This window comes from Amycolatopsis minnesotensis (assembly GCF_039529815.1).
Lineage (GTDB): Bacteria > Actinomycetota > Actinomycetes > Mycobacteriales > Pseudonocardiaceae > Amycolatopsis > Amycolatopsis minnesotensis.
Window position 1 is genome coordinate 157,481 of record NZ_BAAANN010000012.1, and the last position, 26,473, is coordinate 183,953.

The 26,473-nt window shown below is 70.5% G+C and carries 29 protein-coding genes and 2 tRNA genes; 14 read left to right on the forward strand and 17 right to left on the reverse strand.

Annotation, left to right across the window (positions count from 1 at the left end; translation table 11 throughout):
• Positions 1–91: 91 nt before the first annotated feature.
• The 3 genes from ABD256_RS17070 to ABD256_RS17080 are packed head-to-tail and all read left to right on the forward strand — an operon-like array spanning position 92 to position 2,120.
• Complete coding sequence (locus ABD256_RS17070) at positions 92–628, forward strand: hypothetical protein (RefSeq protein ID WP_344419009.1); 537 nt, start codon at positions 92–94, stop codon at positions 626–628.
• Positions 544–1,485 (forward strand): hypothetical protein, encoded by a 942-nt coding sequence (locus tag ABD256_RS17075; protein ID WP_344419012.1) that lies wholly within the window; start codon positions 544–546, stop codon positions 1,483–1,485. The genes ABD256_RS17070 and ABD256_RS17075 overlap by 85 nt, the downstream gene beginning before the upstream one ends.
• 14 nt (positions 1,486–1,499) lie before the next feature.
• Positions 1,500–2,120, forward strand: a complete 621-nt coding sequence (locus tag ABD256_RS17080) for a hypothetical protein (protein WP_344419015.1) — start codon at positions 1,500–1,502, stop codon at positions 2,118–2,120.
• Between the two features lie 2 nt (positions 2,121–2,122).
• Here the strand turns inward: ABD256_RS17080 and ABD256_RS17085 are convergent, their stop codons facing one another.
• Positions 2,123–4,957 carry an ATP-binding protein gene (locus ABD256_RS17085; RefSeq protein ID WP_344419018.1) on the reverse strand — a complete coding sequence of 945 codons (2,835 nt, stop codon included), beginning with the start codon at positions 4,955–4,957 and terminating at the stop codon, positions 2,123–2,125.
• Positions 4,958–5,242: 285 nt separating this feature from the next.
• Here ABD256_RS17085 and ABD256_RS17090 point away from each other — a divergent pair, with 285 nt between their 5' ends.
• A complete protein-coding gene (locus tag ABD256_RS17090; RefSeq protein ID WP_344419021.1) occupies positions 5,243–5,842 on the forward strand; it encodes a snapalysin family zinc-dependent metalloprotease in 600 nt (199 codons plus the stop codon).
• A gap of 61 nt (positions 5,843–5,903) precedes the next feature.
• Here the strand turns inward: ABD256_RS17090 and ABD256_RS17095 are convergent, their stop codons facing one another.
• Positions 5,904–7,541, reverse strand: a complete 1,638-nt coding sequence (locus ABD256_RS17095; protein ID WP_344419024.1) for an ABC-F family ATP-binding cassette domain-containing protein — start codon at positions 7,539–7,541, stop codon at positions 5,904–5,906.
• 74 nt (positions 7,542–7,615) lie between these two features.
• Positions 7,616–7,686, reverse strand: a tRNA-Gly gene (locus ABD256_RS17100).
• Positions 7,687–7,761: 75 nt separating this feature from the next.
• Between ABD256_RS17100 and ABD256_RS17105 the strand changes: the two genes are divergently transcribed.
• Positions 7,762–7,838 (forward strand) — tRNA-Pro (locus ABD256_RS17105).
• A gap of 89 nt (positions 7,839–7,927) precedes the next feature.
• Here the strand turns inward: ABD256_RS17105 and ABD256_RS17110 are convergent.
• From ABD256_RS17110 to ABD256_RS17130, 5 genes are all read right to left on the reverse strand, one after another.
• Entirely contained in the window at positions 7,928–8,494 is a 567-nt protein-coding gene (locus ABD256_RS17110) for a dihydrofolate reductase family protein (RefSeq protein WP_344419027.1), read from the reverse strand.
• Positions 8,495–8,608: 114 nt separating this feature from the next.
• Entirely contained in the window at positions 8,609–10,153 is a 1,545-nt protein-coding gene (locus ABD256_RS17115) for an EAL domain-containing protein (RefSeq protein ID WP_344419030.1), read from the reverse strand.
• A complete protein-coding gene (locus tag ABD256_RS17120; RefSeq protein WP_344419033.1) occupies positions 10,150–10,689 on the reverse strand; it encodes an RNA polymerase sigma factor in 540 nt (179 codons plus the stop codon). The genes ABD256_RS17115 and ABD256_RS17120 overlap by 4 nt, the downstream gene beginning before the upstream one ends.
• Entirely contained in the window at positions 10,686–10,916 is a 231-nt protein-coding gene (locus ABD256_RS17125) for a hypothetical protein (RefSeq protein WP_344419036.1), read from the reverse strand. The genes ABD256_RS17120 and ABD256_RS17125 overlap by 4 nt, the downstream gene beginning before the upstream one ends.
• Before the next feature lie 191 nt (positions 10,917–11,107).
• Positions 11,108–11,914: a class I SAM-dependent methyltransferase gene (locus tag ABD256_RS17130; RefSeq protein WP_344419039.1), complete on the reverse strand. Its 807-nt coding sequence runs from the start codon at positions 11,912–11,914 to the stop codon at positions 11,108–11,110.
• Positions 11,915–12,014: 100 nt separating this feature from the next.
• Between ABD256_RS17130 and ABD256_RS17135 the strand changes: the two genes are divergently transcribed.
• Entirely contained in the window at positions 12,015–12,290 is a 276-nt protein-coding gene (locus tag ABD256_RS17135) for a Z-ring associated ZapG family protein (protein ID WP_344419042.1), read from the forward strand.
• A 65-nt stretch (positions 12,291–12,355) separates the two neighbouring features.
• On the opposite strand, the gene ABD256_RS17140 is transcribed toward ABD256_RS17135, so the two are convergent.
• Together ABD256_RS17140 and ABD256_RS17145 are read right to left on the reverse strand one after the other, a co-directional pair.
• Positions 12,356–12,802, reverse strand: coding sequence for a nuclear transport factor 2 family protein (locus tag ABD256_RS17140; protein WP_344419045.1), 447 nt, complete (start codon positions 12,800–12,802; stop codon positions 12,356–12,358).
• An 86-nt stretch (positions 12,803–12,888) separates the two neighbouring features.
• Complete coding sequence (locus ABD256_RS17145; protein ID WP_344419048.1) at positions 12,889–13,758, reverse strand: TIGR03619 family F420-dependent LLM class oxidoreductase; 870 nt, start codon at positions 13,756–13,758, stop codon at positions 12,889–12,891.
• A gap of 280 nt (positions 13,759–14,038) precedes the next feature.
• Here ABD256_RS17145 and ABD256_RS44410 point away from each other — a divergent pair, with 280 nt between their 5' ends.
• Together ABD256_RS44410 and ABD256_RS17155 are read left to right on the forward strand one after the other, a co-directional pair.
• A complete protein-coding gene (locus ABD256_RS44410) occupies positions 14,039–14,791 on the forward strand; it encodes a C40 family peptidase (protein ID WP_425546463.1) in 753 nt (250 codons plus the stop codon).
• A 130-nt stretch (positions 14,792–14,921) separates the two neighbouring features.
• Positions 14,922–15,722: a hypothetical protein gene (locus ABD256_RS17155; RefSeq protein ID WP_344419051.1), complete on the forward strand. Its 801-nt coding sequence runs from the start codon at positions 14,922–14,924 to the stop codon at positions 15,720–15,722.
• A gap of 75 nt (positions 15,723–15,797) precedes the next feature.
• Here the strand turns inward: ABD256_RS17155 and ABD256_RS17160 are convergent, their stop codons facing one another.
• Genes ABD256_RS17160 through ABD256_RS17170 form a run of 3 tightly spaced genes read right to left on the reverse strand, consistent with a single transcriptional unit; the run spans position 15,798 to position 17,421 of the window.
• Positions 15,798–16,607: an Fpg/Nei family DNA glycosylase gene (locus ABD256_RS17160; protein WP_344419054.1), complete on the reverse strand. Its 810-nt coding sequence runs from the start codon at positions 16,605–16,607 to the stop codon at positions 15,798–15,800.
• Complete coding sequence (locus ABD256_RS17165; RefSeq protein ID WP_344419057.1) at positions 16,607–16,948, reverse strand: hypothetical protein; 342 nt, start codon at positions 16,946–16,948, stop codon at positions 16,607–16,609. Before ABD256_RS17165 ends, ABD256_RS17160 begins: the two co-directional genes overlap by 1 nt.
• Positions 16,948–17,421 carry a ribose-5-phosphate isomerase gene (locus ABD256_RS17170; protein WP_344419060.1) on the reverse strand — a complete coding sequence of 158 codons (474 nt, stop codon included), beginning with the start codon at positions 17,419–17,421 and terminating at the stop codon, positions 16,948–16,950. The genes ABD256_RS17165 and ABD256_RS17170 overlap by 1 nt, the downstream gene beginning before the upstream one ends.
• Before the next feature lie 45 nt (positions 17,422–17,466).
• On the opposite strand from ABD256_RS17170, the gene ABD256_RS17175 reads away from it, so the two are divergent.
• Positions 17,467–18,189: a 2-phosphosulfolactate phosphatase gene (locus ABD256_RS17175; protein ID WP_344419063.1), complete on the forward strand. Its 723-nt coding sequence runs from the start codon at positions 17,467–17,469 to the stop codon at positions 18,187–18,189.
• Positions 18,182–18,979, forward strand: coding sequence for an MBL fold metallo-hydrolase (locus tag ABD256_RS17180; RefSeq protein ID WP_344419066.1), 798 nt, complete (start codon positions 18,182–18,184; stop codon positions 18,977–18,979). Before ABD256_RS17175 ends, ABD256_RS17180 begins: the two co-directional genes overlap by 8 nt.
• Here ABD256_RS17180 and ABD256_RS17185 read toward each other — a convergent pair whose 3' ends face one another.
• On the reverse strand, positions 18,980–19,600 hold the full coding sequence (locus ABD256_RS17185; RefSeq protein WP_344419069.1) for a mycothiol-dependent nitroreductase Rv2466c family protein: 621 nt from the start codon (positions 19,598–19,600) through the stop codon (positions 18,980–18,982).
• 160 nt (positions 19,601–19,760) lie between these two features.
• On the opposite strand from ABD256_RS17185, the gene pepN reads away from it, so the two are divergent.
• Complete coding sequence (gene pepN / locus ABD256_RS17190) at positions 19,761–22,331, forward strand: aminopeptidase N (protein ID WP_344419072.1); 2,571 nt, start codon at positions 19,761–19,763, stop codon at positions 22,329–22,331.
• Between the two features lie 55 nt (positions 22,332–22,386).
• Here the strand turns inward: pepN and ABD256_RS17195 are convergent, their stop codons facing one another.
• Both ABD256_RS17195 and ctaJ read right to left on the reverse strand, forming a co-directional pair.
• Positions 22,387–22,884, reverse strand: a complete 498-nt coding sequence (locus tag ABD256_RS17195; RefSeq protein WP_425546464.1) for a DUF5130 family protein — start codon at positions 22,882–22,884, stop codon at positions 22,387–22,389.
• A complete protein-coding gene (ctaJ, locus tag ABD256_RS17200) occupies positions 22,871–23,122 on the reverse strand; it encodes an aa3-type cytochrome oxidase subunit CtaJ (protein ID WP_344419075.1) in 252 nt (83 codons plus the stop codon). Before ctaJ ends, ABD256_RS17195 begins: the two co-directional genes overlap by 14 nt.
• 362 nt (positions 23,123–23,484) lie before the next feature.
• Between ctaJ and ABD256_RS17205 the strand changes: the two genes are divergently transcribed.
• Entirely contained in the window at positions 23,485–23,796 is a 312-nt protein-coding gene (locus tag ABD256_RS17205; protein ID WP_344419078.1) for a hypothetical protein, read from the forward strand.
• 66 nt (positions 23,797–23,862) lie between these two features.
• On the opposite strand, the gene ABD256_RS17210 is transcribed toward ABD256_RS17205, so the two are convergent.
• Complete coding sequence (locus tag ABD256_RS17210; RefSeq protein ID WP_344419080.1) at positions 23,863–24,570, reverse strand: HNH endonuclease; 708 nt, start codon at positions 24,568–24,570, stop codon at positions 23,863–23,865.
• A 298-nt stretch (positions 24,571–24,868) separates the two neighbouring features.
• Here ABD256_RS17210 and ABD256_RS17215 point away from each other — a divergent pair, with 298 nt between their 5' ends.
• Positions 24,869–25,852: a mechanosensitive ion channel family protein gene (locus ABD256_RS17215; protein WP_344419082.1), complete on the forward strand. Its 984-nt coding sequence runs from the start codon at positions 24,869–24,871 to the stop codon at positions 25,850–25,852.
• Between the two features lie 233 nt (positions 25,853–26,085).
• Positions 26,086–26,472, forward strand: coding sequence for a globin (locus ABD256_RS17220; protein ID WP_344419084.1), 387 nt, complete (start codon positions 26,086–26,088; stop codon positions 26,470–26,472).
• The last annotated feature ends 1 nt before the right edge of the window (position 26,473 follow it).

The following is a 26,473-nucleotide window of genomic DNA, read 5'->3' on the forward strand; positions in this document are numbered from 1 at the left end:
GGGCCTGCCCTTTGGGGCGGTTCACCGGGCAAGCGGTACCTGAGCGCGGGCGGCGCGCCTAGAGTTCTCGTGGTCCTTTATGGAGGCCGCCATGTCCTCTCACCGCTGTTTCGCCACCGTCCTGATCGCCGCCGGAGCCGTCGTCGCGGCCTGTTCCGACAGCAGCCCGCCCCCGTCGTCGACTTCGTCCAGTGACGCAACCGAATACGGTTCCGCGCCAGGTCAACCCCCGCCGGTCGGGGAGGAAAGCGCACCAGGCGCACCGCCGCAGCACGGTTCGCGAGAGGCTGCCGGAACACCCGGCCGGATCCCGCACTTCGAATTCGACGGCCAGCCCTTCTACGAAGTCAAGGGTGCCATCGATCGGGTGATCGCGGAAAGGGGCTGTGCCGATCACAAGGTCTGCCTCAAGGCGATACCGCGGGCCGATCCGAAGCACCGCCGCGCCGGGGCGGAGGGGAACTGCCTGATCGTGGAGTTTCCGCCGGAGGGCAAGCAAGTCCCGTACGGGTCGCAGATCGTGTTCCTGGTCAACCGGTTGCCGTGCACCAAGGCGAAACCGCCGACCGAGGAGAGCACACCCACCACCACTTCGAAGAGGGGCACGACCTCTTCGCCCGCACCGTGACCGAACCGCAGGGCCTCAGCCAGGTGCTGAAGATCGCGGGCACGGTGGTCGCGCCGACCACCGTGCTCACCGCGCTGCTGTTCTACTTCGGACGGTTCCACGCGTACTGGTTCTTCCACTACTTCGGGGTCAACTCGACCGTGCTCGGACTGTCCACACAGGACTACCTCGTGCGCAGCGCGGACGGGTTGTTCGTCCCGCTCGCGGTGCTGGCCGCGATCGGCCTCGCGGTGCTGTGGCTGCACCGGCTCGTCCGGCGGCCTTCACTCGGCGATGCGCACCCACTGCTCGTGAGGATCGTGAAAACCGGCGCGCTCGTGCTCGGGCTCTTCCTCACCTGCGTCGGCCTGCTGAACATGCTGCGCGTGCCGTTCCTCGACTTCGCGATCGCGGTACCGCCGTTCAGCTTCGCGTTCGGCGTGCTGCTGCTGATGTACCTCTCGCGGAAGCGGGCCACGGGCAGCGCACGGACCGCGCTCGCCGAATGGGCCGCGGTCTTCGTGCTGGTCAGCTTGAGCCTGTTCTGGTTCGCCACCGACTACTCGGCCGCCGTCGGCACCGGGCAGGCACGCGCGCTCGAAGCCGACCTCGCTTCCGAGCCCGGCGCGGTGCTCTACAGCGAGCGCAGCCTCGGCCTGCGGGTTCGCGGCGTCACCGAAACGCCGTGCCGCGCGGCCGAAAGCGCCTACAAGTTCCGTTATGACGGGCTCAGGCTCGTGCTGCAGTCCGGTGACCAGTACCTGTTCCTCCCCGCCGGATGGCACCGGGCAGGCGGGTCGGCGATCCTGATCCCGCGCGCCGCGGCCGTCCGGCTCGAATTCACCACGGCGGCCCAGCGTGGCGCGCCCGTGTGCTGAGTACCATCCGCGGCATGAGAAGGGTCGCCGTCGCCATCGGAGTTCTGCTCACCCTCACCGCGTGCTCGTCGGCGCCCGTCCCGCCGCCTGCCGCGCCACCGCAGGCCAGGATGGGTGCGTGGTCACCGGCACAGCTCAACCTGGTCGCCGCCACCGGCGATCCCGCGATCATGCCGAGCACACCGGGACTGAGCCCCGGCGTGATCTACGTGAACCGGGTCTACGTCGACCAGGCCGTGCCGACGCGGATCGCGATGACCGCGGTGATCACCGGCGGCGCCGGGATCACCAACTCCTACCTCGGGCTTTACGACCCCGCCGACGGCAAGCTGCTCGCGACCACCGCGGACATCTCGGCGCAGCTCCAGGCGGGCGGCATCATCAAGGCGCCGCTGACCACGGAGGTCCCGCCGCAGCCGATGAACAAGGAGCTGTGGATCGCCCTCGTGATGGGCGGGGCCGGCAAGAGCCCCGCCTTCGTCGGCGGCCGCGAATACGGCACGAACTTCGGCCAGACCGGCGACTTCCGGCTCTGGGTCACCGCCGACAACCACTTCACCTCGCTGCCGACGGCCATTCCGCAGCTCCGCGCGCCCGCGCACGGTTCGATCCCGTTCGTCGCGGTCGGTCCCTGAGGTCACCGTCCGACGAGCGCGGATTCACGCACGGCGCCGCGGGAGTCGACGTCCAGCTTCCGCAACACCCTGGCGACGTGCTGTTCCACCGTCCGCACCGAGATCAGGAGCACCTCCGAGATCTCCCGGTTGGTGTGCCCCTTCGCCAGCAGCTCCGCCACGTGGGCTTCGCGCGGGGACAGCGATCGGCCGTAGCCGTTGCGGCCCCGCCTCGACGGCGTGAACCCGCCTGCCGCCCGCAGCCGGTGGCGGCAGCGCGCGGCGTCGCGGGTCGCACCGAGCGCCTCGAACCGGGCGGCGACCTCGGACAAGCGCGCCGTGGCTTCTTCGTCACCGGCGCAGATCCCCGCCGCGGCGGCCTGCTCGGCGCACTGCGCCGCGAAGTAGGGCGCGGGAAAGCCGTCGTAGTCCCGGCTCGCGGCGTCGAACTCCTCGCGTGCCCGCGTGTGCTCCCCGTCGGCTTCATGCACCACCGCGCGGCAGACCCGGAGCGCGGTGGCCGCGGCCGGGGCGTCGATCCCCGGCAGTGACGCGGCCAGCTCGCCGGCGAGCACGCGGGCGTCGTCGGCACGGCCCGCCCGGCAGTACGCCTCCGCGGCGCCTGCCGCGACCTCCCCCGCCCACGCCCAGATTCCCTTGTGCCGCAAGAACTCCACCGCGCGATCGGCGTGCGCGGCCGCTTCGGCGAACTGCTCGCGCGCCAGGCTCAACCGCACCAGCCCGCCGTACCCGGCCAGCACGATCGGCGCCGACAGGTTCTCCGGGCGGTCCAGGCGCAGTTCGCCGAACAAAGCCGACGCCTCCGTCCAATCGCCCTTCGCGGCGGCGAGGAACCCGAGCACCATTGAGGCCTCGCTGCTGATGCCGTGGATCTCGGGATGCCCCGCGCGCAGTTTCCCGGCACGCGCGGCCAGCCCGTCCCACGCGCCGATGAGCCAGTCGAGATGCAGCTTCGTCGACCGGCTCGCGACCCGTTGCTTCTGACCGCCCGCCGTCGAACAGCCGAACGCCATGCCGATCAGGCGGAGCCCGTCGCGGTACCGGCCGGTCCACGCACAGGCGTCGGCCGCGTTGTTGTAGGCGCGCTCGACGTCGCGCTGTTCTTCGTCCGTGCGCGGCGCTTCGGGCAGGCGGGCCAGCAACGACCAGCCGTGCGGATCGCCGATGTCGAGCCACGACCCGACGTTGTTCGCCAGCAGGAAGGTCGTGCCGGGGGTGTCGTCCGCGCGCCGGATGGCGGCGTCGACCTTGCGCATCCACGGCAGGTGCGCGGCGAGCGGGGTGGCGCCGTACAACGGTTTCGCCAGGTAGGAACCCGTCCTCGCGGCCAGCTCGGGGAAGTCGGCCAGCTCGGCGGCCGCCCTGATCAGCGCGAGCCGCCCCGCCTCGACCCCGCCGACCTGGCGCAGGAGCAGTTGCCCGAGGCTGGTCCGCACCAGGCCGCGGCAGCGGTCGGCCAAGCCGGGCAACGCCAAGGTCCGTTCGAGCACCCGGATCGCTTCGACGCGATCGTCGCAGTAGGGCGCGACCTCGCCGATCTTGCCCGCGATGCGGTCGAGATCGGCGGGGCCGGTACCCGGCCGGACCGCGAGGCGCAGCAGCGCCCGCACCGCCACGATCCCGTCCCCCTGCGCGATCGCCTCGTCCGCGGCCAATTCGGCGTACCGGCCGTACTCGCGGGCGAGGCCGCCGTGCCGGGCGTGCTCGGCGAGTTCGGCTGCCGTCCCCTCGATCGCGTCGAAGGCGCGCCGGTGCAGGGTTTCCCGGCGCGGTCCGGGAATCGCCTCGTAGACCGCGCGCCGCGCCACCGCGTGCCGGAACCCGTAGCCGCCCTCGGCCGTGCCCGTCAGCACGTTCGCTTCGACGGCGGCGACGAGGCCCGCTCGCACCGCGTCCGGTGGGAGGCCGGTGACCGCCGTCAGCACCTCGGTCGTGATCGAGCCCGGCCCGGTCTTCGAGTCGAGCACGGCGGTGCAGTCGACCACCAGTTTCGCGTCCGACCGCAATGCCGCCGTGCGCGCGCGCATCGTGTCGGCCACCGTCTGCGGGACGTCGAACAGCTCGGAGGAATCCCACCCCGTGACGGGATGCCGCTTGGCGCGGAGCAGTTCCTTGACCACGAGCGGGTTCCCGCCGCTGAGCCGGAACAACTCGCGCGCCAGCTCACCGGAGACGCGGTGCGTGCCCGCGATCGCCGACGCGAGTTCGTGCACCTGCCCCGGTGTCAACGGCCCCAGCCGGACGTGCGCCACGGCGGGGCCGGGATTTCCCGGCCTGGCGAGCGGGTGCTCGCCGTCCACCTCCTCCGGCCGGTAGGTGACCACGGCGCTCACCTGTCCGGTCACGTCCCCGGACAGGTACCTCAGCAGCCGCCGCGTCTGCTCGTCCGCCCACTGCGCGTCTTCGATGATCAGCAGCACCGGTCCGACGCAGCGGAGCAGCTCGGCGAACGCGCGGAACACGGTGTGCCGATCCGACGGCGCGTCGCCGATCTCGCGTGGTTCCGGCGGCAGCCAATCCGCGATCTCGGGCAGATATCGGCGCAGCGCCCCGGTTATCGGGCGGTGCGCGGCCCGTTCGACGACCGGCCTTTCGTTTTCCAGATTACGCACCGCATCGACAATGGGACCGAACGGAACCGGTTCGTCGAATCTCGCGCACCGGCCGGCCAGGACGGTGCGCTCCGCGGAAACGACCAGTTCTTCGACCAGCCTGGTCTTCCCGATACCCGCTTCACCGCCGAGCAGCACGATCCCGGCGCCACCGGCGAGAATCCCGGTCACCTCGGCGAGTTCGTCCGCTCTTCCCACCAGCGCGGGCCATCCGGTCCGCCTCACCGGGCCACCCGCCTTTCCCCGCACCCGCACGGCCGGCTCCGCGACCGGGCGGCAGTAGGCGATCATGCTAGGTCGGCGCAGGTGGAGCCGGAAGCCCGTAAAGCGGAAACAGTACTTTCGTCGGTAACCCACGCCTCTCGCGCACACCACGACCACTATCGAAATACGTATTGTGCGCGCTCATCGCGCCGTTGATCGTGGTCCGGGTCACCACTCGAAAACGGGCCGTCCCGGCCCGCCCACTTGTTCCACATTGGACAGTGGCTCGTGGAAGGAACCGAAGAATTGACCAGTCTGCGTTATCTCGGGGCGGCCGGCGTGTTCGCCGCCGTCACCGCGACCGGTGTCGTCGTGGCACCGTCGGCGTCGGCGGCCGTGGAGTGGGACGGCTGCGGGGTGACCCCGAGCCATTCGAACGGCACCAACGTGGTCACCTACCGCGACGACACCGGTGACGGCTCGATGGCGGACGCCATCCGTTCCGCGGTGTCGAACTGGAACTCGTCCGGCGCGGAGGTCCAGGTGAAGGCGACCTCCGGGACCCCGAACGTCACCTTCGTGTCCCGCGACCTCGGCGACGCCTACGGGTCCACCAAGTGCGCGTCGAACGGGCGCACCACCATCTCGCTGGATCCCACGCTCTGGGACAACGACCTGAACAAGCAGCACCCGGAGCACCACGTCCACACCGCGGCGCACGAATTCGGGCACGCGCTCGGCCTCGGCCACGACGGCGGCTGCGACGCGCTGATGCAGACCGGCGGCGCGAAGTGCGACCCGTGGACCACCGGCCCGAACTCCGAAGAGGAGTCGCTGGTTTCGAAGATCCTTTCCGGCACCAACAACAGCGCGGGCCGCAACCTCGAAATCGCGCTGTCCGAGTAGGACGCCACACGCCGCGGCCACCATCCCCGGTCGCGGCGGCGGGCACGGGAAGGCCGCCGCGCTACAGCTCGGCGACCTTCCCGTGCCCGACGACGAGCCGTCGCGTGGTCTCCACCGCGTCGATCATGCGGCGGTCGTGCGTGACCAGCAGGAGCGTGCCGGGATAGGTCGCCAGCGCGGATTCGAGCTGTTCGATCGCGGGCAGGTCGAGGTGGTTCGTCGGCTCGTCCAGCACGAGCAGGTTCACGCCGCGCGCCTGCAGCAACGCGAGCGCCGCCCGCGTCCGCTCCCCCGGCGACAGCGTCGCGGCCGGGCGGATGACGTGCGGCGCCTTCAGCCCGAACTTCGCCAGCAGCGTCCTGACGTCGGCAGGCGCCATCTCCGGCACCTCGGCCGCGAACGCGTCCACGAGCTGCTCGTCACCGAGGAACCGGTTCCTGGCCTGGTCGACCTCGCCGACCACGACGCCGGAGCCCAGCGCGCCGTGCCCGTCGGCCAGCTCCACCCTGCCCAGCAGCGCCGCCAGCAGCGTGGACTTCCCCGCCCCGTTAGGGCCCGTGATGGCGACCCGATCCGCCCAGTCGATCTGGACGTGCACCGGGCCGAGCGTGAACGAGCCCCGGCGGACCACCGCGCCGGTGAGCGAGGCGACGACCGCGCCGGAGCGCGGTGCCGCCGCGATCTCCATCCGCAGCTCCCACTCCTTGCGCGGTTCCTCCACCACGTCGAGCCGCTCGATCAGGCGTTCCGTCTGCCGTGCCTTCGCGGCCTGCTTTTCCGTTGCCTCGCTGCGGAACTTGCGGCCGAGCTTGTCGTTGTCGCCCGCCTTGCGGCGCGCGTTCTTGACGCCCTTTTCCATCCACGCGCGCTGCGCACGCGCGCGAGCGGTCAAGGAGGACACCGTGTTCGCGTACTCGTCGTAGTCCGCGCGCGCGTGCCGTCGGGCCACCTCGCGCTCTTCGAGGTAGGACTCGTAACCGCCGCCGTACGCGCGAACCTGCTGCTGCGCGAGATCCAGCTCGACGACGCTGGTGACCGTGCGGGTGAGGAACTCGCGGTCGTGGCTGACGATCACGGTGCCCGCCCGCAGCCCCGACACGAACCGTTCGAGGCGGTCGAGGCCGTCCAGGTCGAGATCGTTCGTCGGCTCGTCGAGCAGGAAGATGTCGTACCGGCTCAGCAGCAGCGAGGCCAGGCCCGCCCGTGCGGCCTGCCCGCCGGAAAGCCCGTTCATCGGCTGGTCGAGCGACACGTCGAGGCCGAGGTCGGCAGCCACCTCGCCGGCGCGTTCGTCCAGGTCCGCGCCGCCGAGTTCGAGCCAGCGTTCGAGAAACGCGGGGTAGTCCTCTTCGGCACCGCTTTCGCCGTCGGTCAGCGCTTGCGTCACCTGGTCGAGCGCGCGCTGCGCCTCGGTCACGCCGGTGCGGCGGGCGAGGAAGCCGCGGAGCGTTTCGCCGTCCAGCCGCTCCGGCTCCTGCGCGAGGTAGCCGATGGACGCGGCGACCGGGCTCGTGCTCACCTTGCCGCCTTCGGCCGGGATGAGCCCGGCGAGGGTGCGCAACAAGGTCGACTTGCCCGCGCCGTTGGCGCCGACCAGCCCGATGACGTCACCGGGCGCGATGACGAGGTTCAACCCGGAAAAGAGGACGCGATCCCCGTGGCCCGCGGCGAGGTCCTTCGCGACAAGATTGGCGCTCATAACGAGCCGGAGTCTACGTCCCGCAGCGCCACCGCCGTCATGGGTGTGCCCGGCGCCTGCCAACACCCCAAGCGAGCGGGTGACGGGAATCGAACCCGCGTAGCCAGTTTGGAAGACTGGGGCTCTACCATTGAGCTACACCCGCGCCGCGCGGATCAGTACCGCGCAGAGCTAGCTTAGCGGTAGCCGCTAAGCTGGGTGCACACGCCCCACGGGGCGACGGGATGTGGCGCAGCTTGGTAGCGCATTCGCTTTGGGAGCGAAGGGTCGCAGGTTCAAATCCTGTCATCCCGACCAGCACGAACGGCCGGACCAGCAGAAGCGGCGGGGTAGCCCCCCAGGAGCAACCCCGCCGTCTCAGTATAGGCCGTTATACACGGTGCTGCCTATTTCTTGATCTCGTGGCGCAGGAGCGTCACGTCGTTGTCGAACAGGGTGGCCTCGACCGGCTTCAGGTCTTGCCGGTCCTCGAAGAGGTGCCTTCCCTTACCGCGCGACACCGGGCAGACCAGCATCCGGACTTCGTCGACGAGGCTGGCGTCCAATAGCGAGCGCATGAGGCTCAGGCTCCCCCACAGCCAGATGTCCTTACCGTCCTGCTCCTTGAGCTCGCGAATGGTCGCGGCCGGGTCGCGCGTCACGGTCGCGGCGGGGAAGTCGCCCCAGGGGGCGTCGTCCAGCTTCGACGAGGCGATGAACTTGGTGAGGTTGTTGAGCTTCTCGCCGTACTCGCCCTGGTCTTCGGCGTACGGCCAGTAGTCCTTGGACTGGGTGTAGGTGTTCGCGCCGAGGATCATCGTGTCGACCGAGTCGATGAACCCCATCAGGTTCGTCTTGAACTCGAGGTTGCTCTTCTCGGAAAACGGCTCCCCGGACACGAAGCTGAGCCCGCCGTCCTCCTCCGCGGCGATGTTGTCGACGGTGACCCACTGCTGGACTACGAGCTTGCGCATGGTGGTGGCCCTTCTTCGTCGTGCGGCCCGTGCTGGCCGCTGTGCCCCGGGGACGGAGCCGGTGATCCCTCCTCGACATCCGGAAGCGTGCCGAACGAAAAAACCTTCGCCCCCTCACGGCGGCGAGCCCGGCCCGCCGCGTTGTGCGGGCAATCCGAGCGCCGATTCCGGCTCGGCGGGGGAAGCCCGCCAGGATTGGGCGGCGGTGATCCCGGCCGCGGTGACGGGCGTGCGGTTCGGGGTGGTGTGCAGGTCGCTGCCCCGGCCGAGGCCGTGGCGCGCGGCACCGATGGTGGTGTTCTCGGCGAGCAGGGGGATGCCGAGGGTGTGTGCCGTGCGGATCAGGGCGGCGGGGATGACGGTGTTGCGGGAGTCTTCGCGGTCGGCGCGCTGCTTTTCGTCGGTGCAGTTGGCCGGTGGCGGCAGGTCCTTGGTGCTGTACTTGGCGAGGATGTTGATGATCTCGGCGCGGATGACCAGGAACTGCCACGGATGGCGGGTGAGGACCGACAGCGGGGTGCCGGGATGGCCGTAACCGGTCAGGGCGAGGCCGACGCCCAAGCCGTGCAGTTCGGCGAGGTGCGCGTCGATTCCGGGGACGTCGGTCAGCGCGGTGTGCGGAATGCCGAGCACGAACAGTTCCGCCGGTGCCGCGCTCCGGTCGAGGGCGGCGGGCAACTGGTCGCTCAGGTAGCGGTCCCGCAGGATCTGCTCGGAGACATCGAGCAGGCAGAACAGATCCGGTTCGCCGGGGCCGCGCTGATCGGTGTGCCAGAGCGCGAGGTCGTGGCCGAGCGCGGGCAGGGTGTGGTCGAGCACGTGGTGGGACAGGCGGGTGGCGTCGGCGAGCTCGCCGAGCTCGGTGAACGCGCGGGCGCTGCCGGTTTCGTCGGTCCAGGACGGAATCGCGCGCGTTCCGGCCACGGTGAACCCGTCGACGCGGCGAATGTGCTGGTGCAGCAACGTGAACCGGCCCGCCGCCAACGCCGCGCGAGCCGCGGGCAGGTCCGAGAGCAGGCTGGCCATCCTCCTGCTGCCAGGGGTGGCTTCCGGCGTCCAGCGCAGCACGCTGGTCTCGGGCAGTCCGATGCGCGCCACCGCCACCGCGTCCTCCCTGGTGGTCCTGACCGGGGCCAGCCCGAACTGCGGCTGGACGATCGCGTGCTTCCCGCCAAGCGGGAACGGCACCGACAAGCTGACCGCCAGCGTCCGCAGTGCCGAGGGCAGGTCATCGAGGCGCGACGGCCACAGCACCGCGACCAGGTCGTCGCCGTCACCGCTGAGCTGGATGGGGAACAACGGGCCCAGTGCCGCGGTCACGCGGTCGGCGAGCACCGGGCGGATCACCGCGGACAGCACGGGAGCGGGCACCTTCGCCTGCCAGCGCGACAGCGCCGGGATGCGGATCACCAGTACCACCCCGGCCTCCGGCGCCGGCTCGGCCGACGCGACGGCACGGGAGAACCCGGCCTCGGTGGCATCCGGCCCGCCCGCCGCATCGACAACGGGGACGGGTGCGGTGAGATCCCGCTCGACGGCGGCGATCAGCGCGCGTTCGGCCGCCGTTGGCGGTGCGGTGATCGCGCGCACCAGCAGGCCGAAGCCGGGGTCGCGGTCGGTGCGACGGAGGCGGCGGTACAGGCGATGGAACAGCGTCATCGGTTCCCACCTCCGGAGAGCGGGCGGCGGCGCATCGCCGCGAGCTTCCTGCGCGCGGTGGCCCGGTAGCGGCGAACGGTGGAGGGGCGCACACCGAGTTCCTCGGCGACCTCGCCGGGGCTGCAGCCGAACCAGGGCAGCAGCAACGCGAGAAACTGCTCGCGGGACAGCTCGTTCGCGTGCTGCAACGTCATCCGCATCTCGTAGTGGTCCTCCGCGGTCACCACCGCACCCCACAGCGGCTGGTCGCGTTCGCGCGGCTGGATCGGCAGCTCGTAGGTGCGGCGCAACGCGCTGCACGCCAGGTTGTGCGCCACTTTCCTGGTCCACGCCAACCGGTTCCCCTCGATCGCGGTCCAGTTCCGCCAGAGCGCGACCAGGGCGTCGTCGGCGATCGCCGCGTAGTCGTGGTGCGGCGCGATTTCCTCCGCGTAACGGACGAGCCGCGCGCGATGATCGCGATAAAAAGTCCGGAACGCCGCCAGGTCCCGTGCGGTCCTGGCGCAATTCGGAGACGGGTTGGCGCCGTCACTCACGCCCCCGAATCCCCACGGCCGCGCACCAGCAAGTCGACCCCCGCGGTCTTCAACCGCAGTTCGACCTGGCCGCCGGCGGCCAGCACCCGCATCGCCAGCACCACGGCACGCCGCTGCCGCGCCAGCCAGATCGCGGAACACACCATCGCGGTGAACATCCTCCACAGTCGCCGACCGGCCAGCGCCATGACAACGGTCGCGATGGCGGTCACCAGGCACATAGCCACGCGATATCCTCTCGAACTCGGAAAAAGGGGGACCAGGGCGCCGGATTTCGCCGCCACCCCTTTCACGCTCCCCGCGGTACGAACGTGCACCGAGTTCACTCGAACGTGGAAACCGCGACCCCTTCTCGGATACGACAGGACGCCGGCGCCGCTCCTGGCCGCGCCGGTGTTCGATCGCTGCGCCGGTGTCGCTAAGGACGGCGGGCGCGGTGCAGGGTGGCGGCGAAGTCGAGGGTGATGCCGCCGTCGTCGTGCATGGTCTGCGCGCCCTGGAGGAACCGGGTGCGGAACTCGGCGCGGCGGTCCGCGGGCAGCGTCTCCTGGATCTCGGCGAGGCCGCGGGGCATCAGCCAGTCCCAGAGCGCGGGCGGATCGGCGATCGGGACGGGCATCTCGACCGGGGCGCGTTCGATATCGAGGAAACCGGTCTCCGCCAGCAGCGCGTCGAGACGGTCGTGGGTCATCGGACCGGGCGACGCCTCGGTGTCGGCTGGAGGCGGAGAAACCGGTTCGGACGTGGCGGGCGCGAAGAACTCGAGCGTGAGCTCCTGGAACCAGCCGAGGCGGCCGACGGACTGGGTCTCCAGTGACAGCGCGACCGTCCCGCCCGGCGCGAGCACGCGGTGGACCTCGGCCAGCACCACGGCGGGCTCGTCCAGGATCTGCACCACGAAACCGGCCGTGGCCAGGTCGAACGAACCAGCCGTGAAGTCGAGGTGCGCGGCGTCCATCGCGACGCCCGTGACCTCCGGATGGTCCTCGACGAGCCGCTCGATCATCTTCGGCGACGCGTCGATCGCCGTGACCGAGCAGCCGAGCGCCAGTGCCGCGCGCGTCACCGCGCCCCGCCCGGCACCGACGTCGAGCACCCGCGAACCCGGTGGCGGCGCGGCGAATTCGATCAGCCGCCGCCCGGTGTCGCCGACGTAGAAGAAGATCTCCTCGTACCGGTCGACGAGCTGGTCGTACTTCTCGCGGGCCTGTGCGCTGGAAACCATGCGGAGACGCTAGTCCGGCCGATCTGAGGCGGAATACCGCCATTTCGGGACACCGTTCACGAGCAGCGCGAGCGCGGTGTCCACCAGGGTTGTGCACCGAGTGTTCACCCGCGAGGCGAACCTAGCGCTGTGCGGCTCGGCCGGACATGGCACGCTGGCGACCATGACCACCTATCACGCACTGAACCAGGCGGCCATCCTGGCGCAGGACCTCGAGGCGAAGGGCTTCCTCGGAACGGTCGGCAAGATCGCCGCCGCGACGATCATCTTCTTCGTCGCGATCGGCCTGATCGTGGGCCTGCTGCTCGGCTTCTTCATCGGCAGGTCCGTCGGCAGGCGCCAGTCGCAGCCGCGCGGCAGCGACCAGAACTTCTGAGTTCGCCGCTCGATCCGACCGGACCGCGGCGTCACGCCAGCACGGTGTGACGCCGTGCCCGAAGGTCAGTCCTCCACCTTGCGCGCGGTCGCCATCGCGCGCTCGGTCTCCCAGAAGGCCCGCATCGACCGCACCAAACCGTCTTCACCGACGCGGTAGACGAACACGCCGTCGGTGTCGACGCGGTACCCGCCGGGGAGGAACGTCGTGATCGTGCCGACGTTGGCCACCTCGTCGCCCGCGGCGTGCGAGTCGCGGATGGTGAACACGAACCGTTCGACGTTCGCGATGGTCAGGTCCCAGAACGCCGAAATCCCTTCGCGCCCGTGGTGCCCCTTGCCCTCCTCGTCGAACATCGAAGGCCCGACCGGGTCCTCCACCACCGCGTCCGGGGCGAACAGCGCGAGCCATTCGTCCTTGGCACCCCGTGTCACGGCGTCCATCGACCGCCACGCGGCGACCCTCGCCGCGGGCTGATCGGCTTCGGGGTCCCAGCACACGTCGACGCCCACGGCGGCCTCCTCTGTGAAATGCCCCTGCTGTGAAATGTCTCTGCTGTGAAGTGCCTCTGCTGTGAAATGCCTCTGCGAGAAGCGGTTCAGAACTTGGCGATGACCTCTGCACCGAACTTGCGCAGGGAATCCTGCTTCGCGGCCAGTTCGGCGTCGAAGCCGAGCCCGTCGAACACCCACGGCATGGTGATCACGTCGGTGACGCCGATTTCCGCCTGCTCGCGGTACCCGTCGAGACCGAACCGGTCGACGCACACCGCCTGGATCTCGAACGGCTCTTCGGCGCGGCCCCGTTCGGCGCGCAGCTCGGCGAGCCGGGTGATCGTGGTGCGCAGGTCTTCGAGCTTCATCATCGCCGAGGACCAGCCGTCGCCGACCCTCGCCGCGCGCCGCAGCGCGACTTCCGTGTGCCCGCCGACGTAGAACGGCACGCGCGACGGCGGCGTCGGGCTCATGCGCAGCTTGCCGAAGTCGAAGAAGTCGCCGTGGTACTCCACCATGCCGCCGTCGAGGATGAGCCGCAGCACGTCGATCGCCTCGTCGACGCGCTTGCCCCGGCGCTCGTACGGCGCGCCGCACCACTCGAACTCCTCCGGGGACCAGCCGACGCCGAGGCCGAGCCCGAAGCGCCCGCCGGTGAGCGCCGCGGCCGAGTTGACCTGCCTGGCGAGCAGGACCGGGTTCCGCGAACCGAGCTTGAGCACCGAGGTGTAGAAGCCGATCCGCTCGGTCACCGCCCCCATCGCCGCGGCCGCGACCAGCGGATCCACCCACGGCGTCTCCTCGGTCCAGAAGCGGCTGCCGTCCGGTGTGTACGGGTAGTTCGCGGACACCTCCTCCGAGTAGAAGAGCGAGTCCGGCAGGACGATCGAGGAGAAGCCGCACTCCTCAGCCGTGCGCGCGAGCTCGGTGAGCTGGTCGACGGGGTTCATCGCGACCGAGAGGGAGAACTTCATACCGCCAGACTATAACGTGTTCTAGTTTACTCGGCCAGTGCCCGTTGCCCCGGCCGGTGAGGCAGGCCACCGTTCGAGCGTGATCCATGCCACCGGAAGGCAACCCGGTCACCGTCCGTCGCATCCGCGCGCATCGAGGTCGACCGCGAAAACGTTGACGTATAACGGTTTCCCGCTTTGTTGTCCGGATCACCCGCAGGCCGGAAGCCGTGCTCGCAATTCGTCCTTTCGCGTGTTTACCGTTTCGTGACCCCGACCCCCTTTCCGACGGAGGACACCCGTGCCCACGTCAGCAAAGCGACGGCTCGCTTCGGCGGGCATCGCCTGCGCCGCGGGAGCCGGCGCCCTGTTCGCCGCGGCCCCCGACGCGGCGGCGATCGTCAAGACCCAGCAGACCCTCGACGCCGCGCCGACCCCGGTGCCCACCGGGACCCAGGTGACCTTCACCGGCGCGCTCACCCGCCTCGGCGACCGCCCGGTGGCCGAGCAGAAGGTCGATCTCGAATGGCGCGGCGGCGCGGACCAGCCGTGGTCCGTGTCGAACAGCGGCACGACCGACGCGGCGGGCAAGGCCGCGATCCCGGCGACCGTCACGGTCAGCGCCGAATGGCGGATCAGCTACCACGGCGACCGCGTCAACGATCCCGCGGTTTCGCCGGTCGTCGGCGTGCGGTCCCAGCAGCCGGTGGGACAGCGCGTCGTGGACTCGGCCGCCGCGCAGGCGGGGAAGCCGTACTCGTACGGCGCCGCCGGCCCCGACCGGTTCGACTGCTCCGGGCTCACGCAGTTCGTGCACAAGCAGGTCGGCATCGATCTCCCCCGCACCTCGCGCGACCAGCGGGCCGCGCTCGCCGACGTGTCGAAGAGCGACCTGAAACCCGGCGATCTGCTGTTCTTCGCCGACGGCGGCAGCGTGTACCACACCGGGATCTTCGCCGGGGACGGCAAGATGTGGGCCGCCCCCGAATCCGGCGATGTGGTGCGCCTGCAGAACATCTGGACCGACGCCTACACCGTCGGCCGCGCCTGGTAGCTCTCCGCCGTGGCGGATGGCCGGTCCTCGACCGGCCATCCGCCGTGGAGTGCCGCGTCACACCCCGGGAACCGACAGCGTACTGTCCGCGTTGTCCGGTTCAAGACACCCAACAACCGGGGAGTGACCCATGGGTACCGCGATCGTCGTGATCGTGCTGGTAGTAGTGCTCGTCGTAGGCGGCGGCATGTACTTCGCCAAGAACCAGGCGAAGGTGAGGCAGAACCAGCTCGAGGACGCCAAGGCCGACGCGCGCAGGCTCGTCGAACGACTCGGTGGCCAGGTGCTGAACCTCACCGGTACCAACATCGCCTCGCAGCAGGCGATGGCCGACGCGTCCGAGCGCTACAACGCGGCCGGCTCGCAGCTCGAGCAGGCGGCGACAGCCGAGCAGGCGCGGCTGGTGAAGGAGACCGCGATCGAAGGTCTCTACTACGTCCGCGCGGCACGCGTCGCGATGGACCTGGACCCCGGCCCCGCGCTGCCGGAGGACGCCGAGCGCGAGCGCGCGGGCAAGGTTTCCGAGCACCGCAGGGTGGACGTCGAAGGCCAGATGTACGAAGCCTCGCCCGAACCCGGCGAGAACACGCCGCACTATTACCCCGGCGGCCGTGTCGCGGGCCGTCCGGTGCCGCAGGGCTGGTACAGCGAGCCGTGGTGGAAGCCCGCGCTCGTCGCCGGCGCCTGGGGCCTCGGGTCGATGTTCCTGTTCAGCGCCATGTTCTCCGGAATGGGCGGGATCGCCAGCGCCGCCGCGTGGGAGTCCGGCTACGACGCGGGGCAGGAAAGCGCGATGGACCACGGCGGCGACATGGGCGGCGACGGCGGCGGAGGCGACTTCGGCGGTGACGGCGGCGCCGACTGGGGCGGCGACTTCGGCGGCGGAGGAGACTTCGGCGGCGGGGACTTCGGCGGCGGCTTCGACTTCTGAGCCCCGCTTCCTGCTTTGCCCGTGAAGGCCACCATGACGGCATGGTGGCCTTCACGGATTCAAGCCCTCGCGCGATCAGGCCGGTTGGCAGGCAGGGCACCAGTAGAGGTTGCGGCCGGCCAGTTCCTTGTGCGCCACCGGAGTGCCGCACACCAGGCACGGTTGCCCCGCCCGCCGGTAGACGTAGACCTCGCCGCCGTGGCGGTCCTGCCTCGGCGCCCTTCCGGTGACCTCCGGCAGGTGCTCCGGGGCGACCGTGTCGATCCGGCCCTTCTTCACCCCGTCCCGCATCAGCGCGACGAGATCGGCCCAGATGTCCTTCCAGACCGCCTCGTCGAGCGCGGTTCCCGGCACCATCGGCGCGATCCCGTGCCGGAACAGCACTTCGGCGCGGTAGACGTTGCCGACCCCGGCCAGCACGGACTGGTCCATCAGCAGCGCGGCCAGCGAGGTCCGCGACCGGGAGATGCGCGCGAAGGCCAGGCCGGGCTTGGCGTCACGGCGCAGCGGATCGGGGCCGAGGCGTGCCTTGATCGCGTCGATCTCGCCACGGGTGAGCAGTTCGCACCGCGTCGGGCCGCGCAGGTCCGTCCAATGTGTACGGCCGACGATGCGCAGCCGCACCTGCCCGACCGGATCGGTCACCGGCTGCTCGGCCTCGGTGAAGGTGCCGTACAGCCCGAGGTGGATGTGCACGATCCCTTGTGGACCGTAGTCGTGGAAGAGGTGCTTCCCGTACGCTTCGGCACTTTTCAGCACCTGTCCGTCCAGAATGGACGCTTCATCGGCGAACCTGCCCTGCGGGCTGGACACCTCGACCGGTGCGCCGCCGTACCGGCGCTTGTGCAGCCGCGCGAGGCGGTGCAGCGTATGCCCTTCCGGCATCAGGCGAGCACCCCCGCGGCGGCGACGGTGAAGCCGAACAGGCAGAGCAGGCAGCCTGCCGCGACGAGCAGCCCCCGCACGACCGCGCGGGTGCCGGACACCGCCGCCCGCCGCCGCGCGATCCCGGCTCCGATGCCGAAGGCGATCAGCACGGCCGCGGCGCAGAAGAACATCGACGCGAGCCCGCAGCCGATGAACAGCGTGCTGTTGCAGGAGGCGAGCCACAGCGTGTGATCGGCCTGGACCTTGAACAGCGCGATCGCGCCCGCGACGGTGACCAGTGCGGCGACCAGCGGCGTCAGCAGCCACCAGAACCGGGACTGCTCCGACGGTTCGGGCATCAGCTCTCGGGCAGCGGCGGCGGCGTACCGGTGCGCTCGTAGTCGAGCAGCTGCTGGACCCGGCGCGCGTGCCGCTCCTCGGGCGACGGCGGCGTGTTGAGGAACGACTCGACGATCTCGGTGGCCTCTTCCGCGGTGTGCATCCGCGCGCCGACGCCGATGAGCTGGGCGTGGTTGTGCTCGCGGGTGAGCTTCGCGATCTCGGTGCTCCAGGCGAGCCCCGCCCGCGCGCCTTCGACCTTGTTGGCGGCGATCTGCTCGCCGTTGCCGGACCCGCCGATCACGATGCCGAGGCTGCCCTCGTCGGCCACGACACGACGGGCCGTTTCGACGCAGAACGCCGGGTAGTCGTCGGCCGCGTCGTAGACGAACGGGCCGACGTCGATGACGTCGTGGCCCTGGCTCGTCAGGTGGGTGACGAGGTGGTTCTTCAGTTCGAAGCCGGCATGGTCGGATCCCAAGTAGACACGCACGGCCCGGAGTCTGCCATCCCGCACCGGCACCGGCAGAATGCGGGTATGGGGACCTTCGGCCAAAGCGGCTCCGCGGTACGCCTGGAATGGGGCCCCTCCGGCGTCGAAGCGCTTGGCGCCGACTGCGCCGTGCTGATCGTCGTCGACGTGCTGTCCTTCTGCACCACGGTGGACATCGTGGTGGGCAGGGGCGCGACGGTCGTCCCGCTTCGCGCACCCGAGGAGCGTCCCGGCGCGGTGCTCGCCGGGACCGGCCCGTGGACCCTGCGGCCGTCGTCCGTGACCGGCATCCCGGCCGGAACCGTGCTCGGCCTGCCCTCCCCCAACGGCGCGCGGTTGTGCGCGGCAGCCGAAGAAACCGGGGCGATCGTGTTCGCGGGCTGCCTGCGCAACGCGACCGCGGTGGCGGCTGCCGCGCACCGCTTGGCCGGCGGCGGCGCGATCGGCGTCATCCCGGCGGGCGAGCAATGGGGCGTCAGCTTCGCGGGCAAGGGGACGACGGGCGCGCTGCGGCCGGGCGTCGAAGACCACCTCGGCGCCGGGGCCATCGCGGCCGCACTGCTCGCGAACGGGCTGCCCGGTTCACCGGAGGCGGTGCTCGCCGCGGCCGCCTTCCGCGCCACCGACCTGGCGACCGCGCTGCACGGCTGTGTGTCCGGCCGGGAACTCGCCGACGCGGGGCACCGCGGCGACGTCGGCCTCGCGGCCGAGTTCGACACCAGCGAAGCGGCACCACTGCTGACCGGAGGAGCACTGCGCCATGGCTGACCGCTGGCTCGAACTCGGCGACGGGGTGTACGCGCGCCGGTACGCCGAGCTGGACCTGACCGTGGGGCTCGTGGTCGGGCGCGAGAAGTGCCTCGTCGTGGACACGCGGGGCGACACCGTCCAGGGCACCGAGCTGGCCGCCGCCGTCCGCGGGATCACCCCGCTGCCGTGGACGATCGCGATCACGCACGCCCATTTCGACCACAGCTTCGGCACCGGCGCCTTCGGGCGGTGCGAAGTCTGGGCCCATCCCGGCTGCCGCGAAGACCTGGTGATCGACGGCGAGAACGCCCGCACGACGCGTGCACAGTGGTACCGCGACCGCGGCGAGCCCGGGATCGCGGACGCCATCGCGGCCACCGAACTCGTGCTCCCCGCGCACCTGGTCGACGACGAGCGGGAGCTGTCGCTCGGCGGGCGCACCGTCGTGCTCGCCCACCACGGTCCCGCGCACAGCGGCCACGATCTCACCGTGCGCGTGCCCGACGCCGGGGTGCTGTTCGCCGGGGATCTCGTCGAGCACGGTCCCGGCGGCACGTTCACCACGGACTCGTTCGGCACCGACACCGTGCTCGACGGCTGGCCGCCCGCGCTCGCCGCGATCGCCGCGCTGGACTACCCGATCGTCGTCCCCGGCCACGGCGAACCGGTCGGCACCGGGTTCGTCGTCCGGCAGCAGCGGCTGCTGGCCGATCTCGTCGCGCTCGTCGAAAGCGGCGCGAGCGACGACGAGATCGTGGCCAGGTCGGCCCTGCCGCCGGAGGTCACGCGGGCCGCGCTGGCACGGTGATCAGTCGAACTTGAGGTCCCCGGTACGAGTGCGCTTGAGCTCGAAGAAGTCCGGGTAGCCCGCGAGCAGCCGGGCGCCGTCGAAGATCTTCAGCGCGTCCTCGCCGCGCGGGATCGAGCTGAGCACCGGGCCGAAGAACGCGACGCCGTCGATGTGGAGGGTCGGCGTGCCGACGTCCATGCCCACCGGGTCCATGCCCTCGTGGTGGCTCTTGCGCAACGCCTCGTCGTACTCGGTCGAGTGCGCCGCGTCGAACAGCTCCGGCGGCGCGCCGATCGCGTCGAGCGCCTCCTTGACGACCTGCTCGCGGTCGTGGTTGCCACCGTTGTGGTACCGCGTGCCGAACTCGGTGTAGTAGTCGCGCAGTGCTTCCTCGCCCTTGGTCTGCGCGAGCGCGGTGGCCACGCGCACCGGGCCCCACCCGGTGACCAGCAGCCGCTTGTAGTCCTCGGACAGGTTGTCCCTGCCCTCGTTCAGCACCGACAGGCTCATCACGCGGAACCGCAGGTCGAGGTTCCGGTGCTGCTCGACCTCGAGGATCCAGCGGGAGGTGATCCACGCGAACGGGCAGACCGGGTCGAAGTAGAAGTCGACGCGTGTCGCGCCGGTGGAGTTGGTCATGGTTCTCTTCCTCAGCGGAGTCGTGTCCAGGGCGAAAATCACCGTCATCGGGGGCAACAGCGCCGGCCCCCGACTTGTTCCGGGTCACCGCGAGCGGTCCACCCATGATTGGATGCCAGATGCAGACCATTCACCCCCTAGACGCTTTCAGAGGTTGCCTGTGCCCGCGCCCAACCTGACCCGCGACCAAGCCGAGCAGCGTGCCGAACTGCTCGACGTCGAGTCCTACGACATCGAACTCGACCTCACCGACGGCGCCGGAGGCCCGGGTGAGAAGACGTTCACGTCGACGACGACGATCCGGTTCGCCAGCAGGCGAGCCGGCGCGACCTCGTGGATCGACGTGGTCGCGGCCGGGGTGCGCTCCGCGACGCTCAACGGCGCCGAGCTGGACGTGTCCGGTTACGTCGAGGACAACGGCATCGCGCTGCCCGGCCTCGCCGAGCGCAACGAGCTCGTGGTCGTGGCCGACTGCCGCTACATGAACACCGGCGAGGGCCTGCACCGGTTCGTCGACCCCGTCGACGACGCGGTGTACCTCTACACGCAGTTCGAAACCGCCGACGCCAAGCGGATGTTCGCCTGCTTCGACCAGCCGGACCTGAAGTCGGTGTACCGCCTCACCGTCACCGCGCCGGAGAGCTGGCAGGTCATCTCGAACGCGCTCCCCGAAACGGCCGAAGCCACCGCCGAAGGGGCGAAGCGGACGAAGTTCGCGGAGTCGGAGCGGATCTCCACCTATCTCGTCGCGCTGATCGCCGGGCCGTACGCGCACTGGCACGACGAGTTCTCCGACGACCGCCGCACCATCCCGCTCGGCATCTACTGCCGCGCGTCGCTCGCCGAGCACATGGACGCGGACAACCTCTTCGTCGAGACCAAGCAGGGTTTCGCCTTCTACCACAAGGCTTTCGAGACCCCGTACCCGTTCAGCAAGTACGACCAGCTGTTCGTGCCCGAGTTCAACGCGGGCGCGATGGAGAACGCCGGCGCGGTCACCTTCCTCGAGGACTACGTGTTCCGCAGCCGCGTGACGCGCTACGCCTACGAGCGGCGCGCCGAAACGCTGCTGCACGAGATGGCGCACATGTGGTTCGGCGACCTGGTGACCATGCGCTGGTGGGACGACCTGTGGCTGAACGAGTCGTTCGCCACCTTCGCCAGCGTGCTCGCGCAGGCCGAAGCCACCGAGTACAAGAACGCGTGGACCAGCTTCGCGAACATCGAGAAGTCCTGGGCCTACCGCCAGGACCAGCTGCCCTCGACGCACCCGATCGCGGCCGACATCGTCGACCTGCACGCGGTGGAGGTCAACTTCGACGGCATCACCTACGCCAAGGGCGCGAGCGTGCTCAAGCAGCTCGTCGCCTACGTCGGGCTGGACAACTTCCTCGCCGGCCTCCGGCTTTACTTCGGCAACCACGCCTGGGGCAACGCCACGCTGTCCGATCTGCTGAGCGCGCTGGAAAAGGCTTCGGGACGCGACCTGTCGTGGTGGAGCGCGCAATGGCTCGAAACCACGGGCCTGAACTCGCTGAGCCCGCGCTTCGAGATCGACGGCGACGGCAACTACAGCTCGTTCGCGGTTGTGCAGAGCGGCGCGAAGCCCGGCGAGGGCGAGCTGCGCACCCACCGCGTCGCGGTCGGTGTCTACGACGACGACGCGGACGGCAAGCTGGCCCGCGTCCGCCGCGTGGAGCTGGACGTGGACGGCGAGCGCACCGAGGTCGCCGACCTGGTCGGCACCAAGGCCGGCAAGCTCGTGCTGGTCAACGACGACGACCTGACCTACTGCACGATGCGGCTCGACCCCGGCTCGCTGACCACGCTGGTCGACCGGATCGCCGACATCACCGAACCGCTGCCGCGCACGCTGTGCTGGTCGGCGGCGTGGGAGATGACTCGCGAGGCCGAGCTGAAGGCACGCGACTTCGTCACCATCGTGGAACGCGGGATCCAGGCCGAGACGGAGGTCGGCGTGGTGCAGCGGCTGCTGCTGCAGGCGCAGACCGCGCTCAACTCCTACGCGGAGCCGGCGTGGGCGGAGCAGCACGGCTGGCCCGCGTACACCCAGCGCGTGCTCGAACTGGCGACGACCGCCGAGCCCGGTTCCGACCACCAGCTCGCCTACGTGAACGCGCTCAGCGGTTCGGTCGTGCTCGACGACGACACGGTGTCGGTGCTGGCTGGCTGGTTCGACGGCTCGGCGCCGCTCGAAGGCCTGACGGTCGACACCGATCTGCGCTGGCGGCTGCTGCACGCCCTCGTCGCGCACGGGAAGGCGGGCGAGGCCGAGATCGAGGCCGAGCTGGTTCGCGACAACACCGCGGCGGGCAAGCGGCACTCGGAGCGCTCCCGCGCGCTGCGGCCGACCGCGGCGGCGAAGGCCGACGCGTGGCAGCGCGCGATCTACGACGACGAGCTGCCGAACGCGATGAGCGACTCCCTCATCATCGGTTTCGCGCACCCCGGCCAGAAGCACCTGCTCGCCGGCTACACCCCGAAGTACTTCGAGGTGATCGACGAGGTGTGGCAGCGCCGGTCGAGCGAGCGCGCCCAGCCGACGGTCGTCGGGCTGTTCCCGTCGTGGGCAGTCGAGAAGCCGACCGTCGAGGCGGCTGACGCGTGGCTCGCGGACGCGAACCGCCCCGCCGCGCTGCGCAGGCTCGTCTCCGAGGGCAGGGCGGGCATCGTGCGCGCACTGGCGGCACGCGAGTTCGACGAGAGCTGAGAACGCGGAAAGGGGCCTCGACCGGCGGTCGGGGCCCCTTTCCGTGGAGCGGGCTTCAGTGCTGCGGCGCGGGACCGGCCTGGTCGGTCATCATGCGCAGGCCGCTCACCAGACCGCCGACGAGATCGCCCTCCTTGAAGGAGGCGACCATGCTCATCACCGCGAGCTTGGCGCCGCGGTCGGGCAGGCGCAGGTAGGCGTCCTTGCCGGTGACGATCTCGACCACGCGCTCACCCGGCGACACCGCGACGAGCACGGCATGGCCTGCCTCGGCGCCGATCGACGCGTGCAGGCCCTCGGCCGCGGCGCGGCTGTCCTCGCCGAGCTCACCGAGGTAGATGCTGAACCCGAGGCCGGTCTCCCTGGTCGCCAGTGTCAGCGCCTCGTCGAGACGGGCGAGCTGCACCGGCGTGAACGGGCTCGCCGGCGCGGCGGGCTCGTACATCTTGGCCGCGGAGATCCGGCCGCTGTTCGTGACGACGGCGCCGAAGGGCAGGTCCGCCTGCGCGATCTCGGTCGCGCCACCGTGCGTTGCCACTTCACCAGTTCCCACGGGCACCTCCAGCCGCAGTTCCCGACACGGCCGTGGCGCCACCGTCGGACGACGGGCGCGCCGCGTCGCCAAGTCCGTCCGGGTTGGCGCTCCACCACATCGGCTCGTACTCCCATGGCTGGCCAGGCCGGTACCTCTGCGCGCTCTTGCCCTTCGACCGGAGGGTCAGCACTCCGGCCAAGGCGTAGATGGCCAGCGGGATCAGCGCGAAGACCAGGATCGTCTCGACCAAGTTCACGCGCGCAGCGTATCTGATGGCCCGGAACGCGGTCCGGAAGACACTCGGTTAGGCGGCCGAGGGGGCCACCGGCGGGAGGCCGGTCCTGGATGCACGCGCAGATTCGCGCGCACTGAACCCAGGGCATGCCGACGGACCGCTCGTCGCGACAGGGCCGCCGTCCGCCGAGTGGCCCGGCGGCACTCGAACGATGGGGCGAAGCGGCCCGCGCGAAAGATGGCAACTCAACGTACAGGCGGCCGCACCCGCCGCCCCCGTCTTGTCCGGTCCGTGAAATCCTCGTAGCTTTTTCACCTGTACGGGCCTTGCGCCCCGCTCCCCACACCCAAAGAAGTCACGCACCGGTTCCAGGAGGCCCTGCCATGACCGCCACCGCCACCGCCACTCAGGCGAACATCGAGTCGGTTTCGTCACTCATCGAGATCATCGAATTCCACGGCACGAGGGTTACAGCGGGCACGAGGGTCACGCGGGGTACACGAGTCACCCGCAGTACGCGGGTCACCAACGGGACCCGCGTCACTCGGGGTACCCGGGTCACGGCGGGCACGAGGGTCACGGCGGGCACCAGGGTGACGGCAGGCACTCGTGTCACCATGGGCACTCGGGTCACGCGCGGCACCAGGGTGACCTGCGGTACCAGGGTCACCCGCGGCACGCGCGTCACCGCCTGACCACGCTCACCCCTGGCCGCCCCGGAAGCCGACCGGCTACCGGGGCGCCGATGTGGACCGGCCGGTTCAGGCGGCGGGCATCCCGAGGTACTGCAACCACTGCGGATCGGCCTCACCGGAGTGCGCGAGCAAACGCCAGTGCGGTCCGTGCGGCGCTCTCGGCACCACCCGGAGCCGCCAGCCGATCTCCGCGAGCATCCGATCGGCCTTGCGGTGGTTGCACTGGGCGCAACAGGCGACGCAGTTCTCCCAGGCGTGGGCGCCGCCCCTGCTCCTCGGGATCACGTGGTCGATGGTCTCCGCCTTGCCGCCGCAGTAGGCGCACCGGTAGTGGTCGCGGTGCATCAGCCCGGCCCGCGTCAGCGGGACCTTCGCCCGGTACGGCACGCGCACGTAGTTGGCCAGCCTGATCACCGAGGGCACTTCCACGGAGTAGGTCGCCGCGTGCAGGGTCAGCCCGGCGGGGTCCTCGTGCACGACCTCGGCCTTGCCGCAGACCAGCAGCACCACGGCGCGTCTCAGCGAAAGCGCAGTGAGGGGTTCGAAAGTCGCGTTCAGCAGGAGCACCCGGCGCCTGCCCCACGACGCGGGATGCGAGCCGCCCCCGGGGTCCCTGGCCTTGCGCTGGCCGTGCGATCGAACCGCTCGGCCGCCGCGCGAAGGGGGCCCGGTCGGATGTGGACCACCCGAATAGGCAAGCAGGACGACCTCCGGCGCCTCACCGGCTGGATACCGGTTCTGGGCGCCGAGGGGGATCGGTTGTCGGTCTGGCACTCGACCACCTCCACCGGGGTGCTGCCATAGTCGACCACAGATCACCCCTGGTTGGCACGTGTGTTAGGAGACGTGTCACCGAGAAGTACCGTTGCCGGTAGGCTCGTGCGGCCGTCGCGATGGTGCGCGGCGAGGAGCCCGATACCGATTCTCCCCGAGGTCAGCGCGCCGCGCCGGGCCGAGGGCGCCGCCGGGTCGTCAACCGCGCGGCGTGCGGTCACCTGCCCGTCACGCGGTCGAGACCGAAGATTCCCGTGAAGTTGGGAAAGCCGGACCACAGAAGGGATCACGCACCGAAGTGTTGCCGTTGCTCAGCGATACCGCCGCCCCCGCTTGCGCGAAGGAAGGGGGCAGCTGGTGCCAGCAGGTGTGGAACATCACGCACAACGAGTGGCTCGCCACCTCCGGTATCTGGGCGGTGGAGAAGCCCCTGCGCATCCTGCTCATCCTGGTCATCGCGTTCGTCGTGCGGTGGCTGCTCCGCAGGGTGATCGACCGCGTGACCACCATCCCGCGCGGCGGCGGCAAGCTCCCCGCCCTGCTCCGCCCGCTGCGGGAGCGCGCGCCCGACATGCTCGGGCCGATCGTCATCGAACGGCGGCGGCAGCGCGCGAAGACCATCGGGTCGGTGCTGAAGTCGCTCTCCAGCTTCCTGGTCTACGGGCTCGCGTTCGTGTTGGTGCTCAGCGAAATCGGGCTCGACATCGGGCCGCTGATCGCCTCGGCCGGCATCGTCGGCGTCGCACTCGGCTTCGGCGCGCAGAACCTCGTCAAGGACTTCCTGTCCGGCATGTTCATGATGATCGAAGACCAGTACGGCGTCGGCGACGTGGTGGACGTCGGCGAGGCCAGCGGCACCGTCGAATCGGTCGGCCTCCGCATCACCACGCTCCGCGACATCAACGGCACCGTCTGGTACGTCCGCAACGGCGAGGTGGTCCGCGTCGGAAACTCGAGCCAGGGCTTCGCGGTTGCCGTGGTGGACGTCCCGCTGAGCTACAGCGCCGACGTGGACCGCGCGACCGAGGTGCTCGGCGAAGCAGCCACGACCGCGGTCGCGCAGGAACCCCTGTCCGCCAACGTGCTCGAACCGCCCGAGGTGCTCGGCGTGGAAAGCGTGACGCCGGAGGGCATCGAACTGCGGCTGACCGTCAAGGTGCGGCCAGGCAAGCAGTGGACCGTGCAGCGCGCCCTGCGCGGCAAGCTCATCGCCGCGCTCGAGGAAGCCGGGTTCGAGCCGCCGCTCGGCCGGTTCTTCGCCGGCGGCCCTTCGGCCAACTGACCGCCACCGGCGAGGACACCGGGGCACCCTGGCCCCGGTTCGGGATCAGCGCGGCCGGGTCGCCGGGCACCAGCCATTCCCCCGCGCCCACGACGGGCGGCGGGTCGGCGTCAGCGCGATCCACTTGCCCTCGTCCTCGCGGCCCGCGCCAGCGACGGCCAGGCCACCGTGCCGCTCCGATCTGTATCCTTCCTGGTGGACAACGAATCCGGGCACCGGGAGGAGCGGCAGAGATGAGCGACCCGCAGACCTTCTTCGCGGCCGTCGGCGGTGAACCGACGTTCCGCAAGATCGTGGGCCGCTTCTACGAGGAGGTCGCGGCGGACACCGAGGTGCTGCGCCCGCTCTACCCGGAGGAGGACCTCGGTCCCGCCGAGGAACGGTTCGTCCTGTTCCTCATGCAGTACTGGGGTGGCCCGCACAGCTACTCCGACCAGCGCGGGCACCCCCGGCTGCGGATGCGGCACGCGCCGTTCAAGATCGGCCCGATCGAGCGCGACGCGTGGCTGCGCGCGATGCGGATCGCCGTGGACGAAGCAGAGCTCGAAGACGCGCACCGCGAGCAGCTTTGGGCGTACCTCGAGATGGCCGCGCACAGCATGATGAACAGCTGGCAGTAAC

Bases quoted from the DNA above. Each gene is read 5' to 3' on its own strand.
- ABD256_RS17205 (WP_344419078.1), top strand. From the start codon at position 23,485: ATGACCGCCACCGCCACCGCCACTCAGGCGAACATCGAGTCGGTTTCG.
- ABD256_RS17095 (WP_344419024.1), bottom strand. From the start codon at position 7,541: ATGAGCGCCAATCTTGTCGCGAAGGACCTCGCCGCGGGCCACGGGGAT.
- ABD256_RS17180 (WP_344419066.1), top strand. From the start codon at position 18,182: ATGGCTGACCGCTGGCTCGAACTCGGCGACGGGGTGTACGCGCGCCGG.
- ABD256_RS17165 (WP_344419057.1), bottom strand. From the start codon at position 16,948: ATGCCCGAACCGTCGGAGCAGTCCCGGTTCTGGTGGCTGCTGACGCCG.
- ABD256_RS17160 (WP_344419054.1), bottom strand. From the start codon at position 16,607: ATGCCGGAAGGGCATACGCTGCACCGCCTCGCGCGGCTGCACAAGCGC.
- ABD256_RS17115 (WP_344419030.1), bottom strand. From the start codon at position 10,153: ATGACGCTGTTCCATCGCCTGTACCGCCGCCTCCGTCGCACCGACCGC.
- ABD256_RS17070 (WP_344419009.1), top strand. From the start codon at position 92: ATGTCCTCTCACCGCTGTTTCGCCACCGTCCTGATCGCCGCCGGAGCC.
- ABD256_RS17185 (WP_344419069.1), bottom strand. From the start codon at position 19,600: ATGACCAACTCCACCGGCGCGACACGCGTCGACTTCTACTTCGACCCG.
- ABD256_RS17130 (WP_344419039.1), bottom strand. From the start codon at position 11,914: ATGGTTTCCAGCGCACAGGCCCGCGAGAAGTACGACCAGCTCGTCGAC.
- ABD256_RS17080 (WP_344419015.1), top strand. From the start codon at position 1,500: ATGAGAAGGGTCGCCGTCGCCATCGGAGTTCTGCTCACCCTCACCGCG.
- ABD256_RS17155 (WP_344419051.1), top strand. From the start codon at position 14,922: ATGGGTACCGCGATCGTCGTGATCGTGCTGGTAGTAGTGCTCGTCGTA.
- ABD256_RS17220 (WP_344419084.1), top strand. From the start codon at position 26,086: ATGAGCGACCCGCAGACCTTCTTCGCGGCCGTCGGCGGTGAACCGACG.
- ABD256_RS17145 (WP_344419048.1), bottom strand. From the start codon at position 13,758: ATGAAGTTCTCCCTCTCGGTCGCGATGAACCCCGTCGACCAGCTCACC.
- ABD256_RS17110 (WP_344419027.1), bottom strand. From the start codon at position 8,494: ATGCGCAAGCTCGTAGTCCAGCAGTGGGTCACCGTCGACAACATCGCC.
- ABD256_RS17175 (WP_344419063.1), top strand. From the start codon at position 17,467: ATGGGGACCTTCGGCCAAAGCGGCTCCGCGGTACGCCTGGAATGGGGC.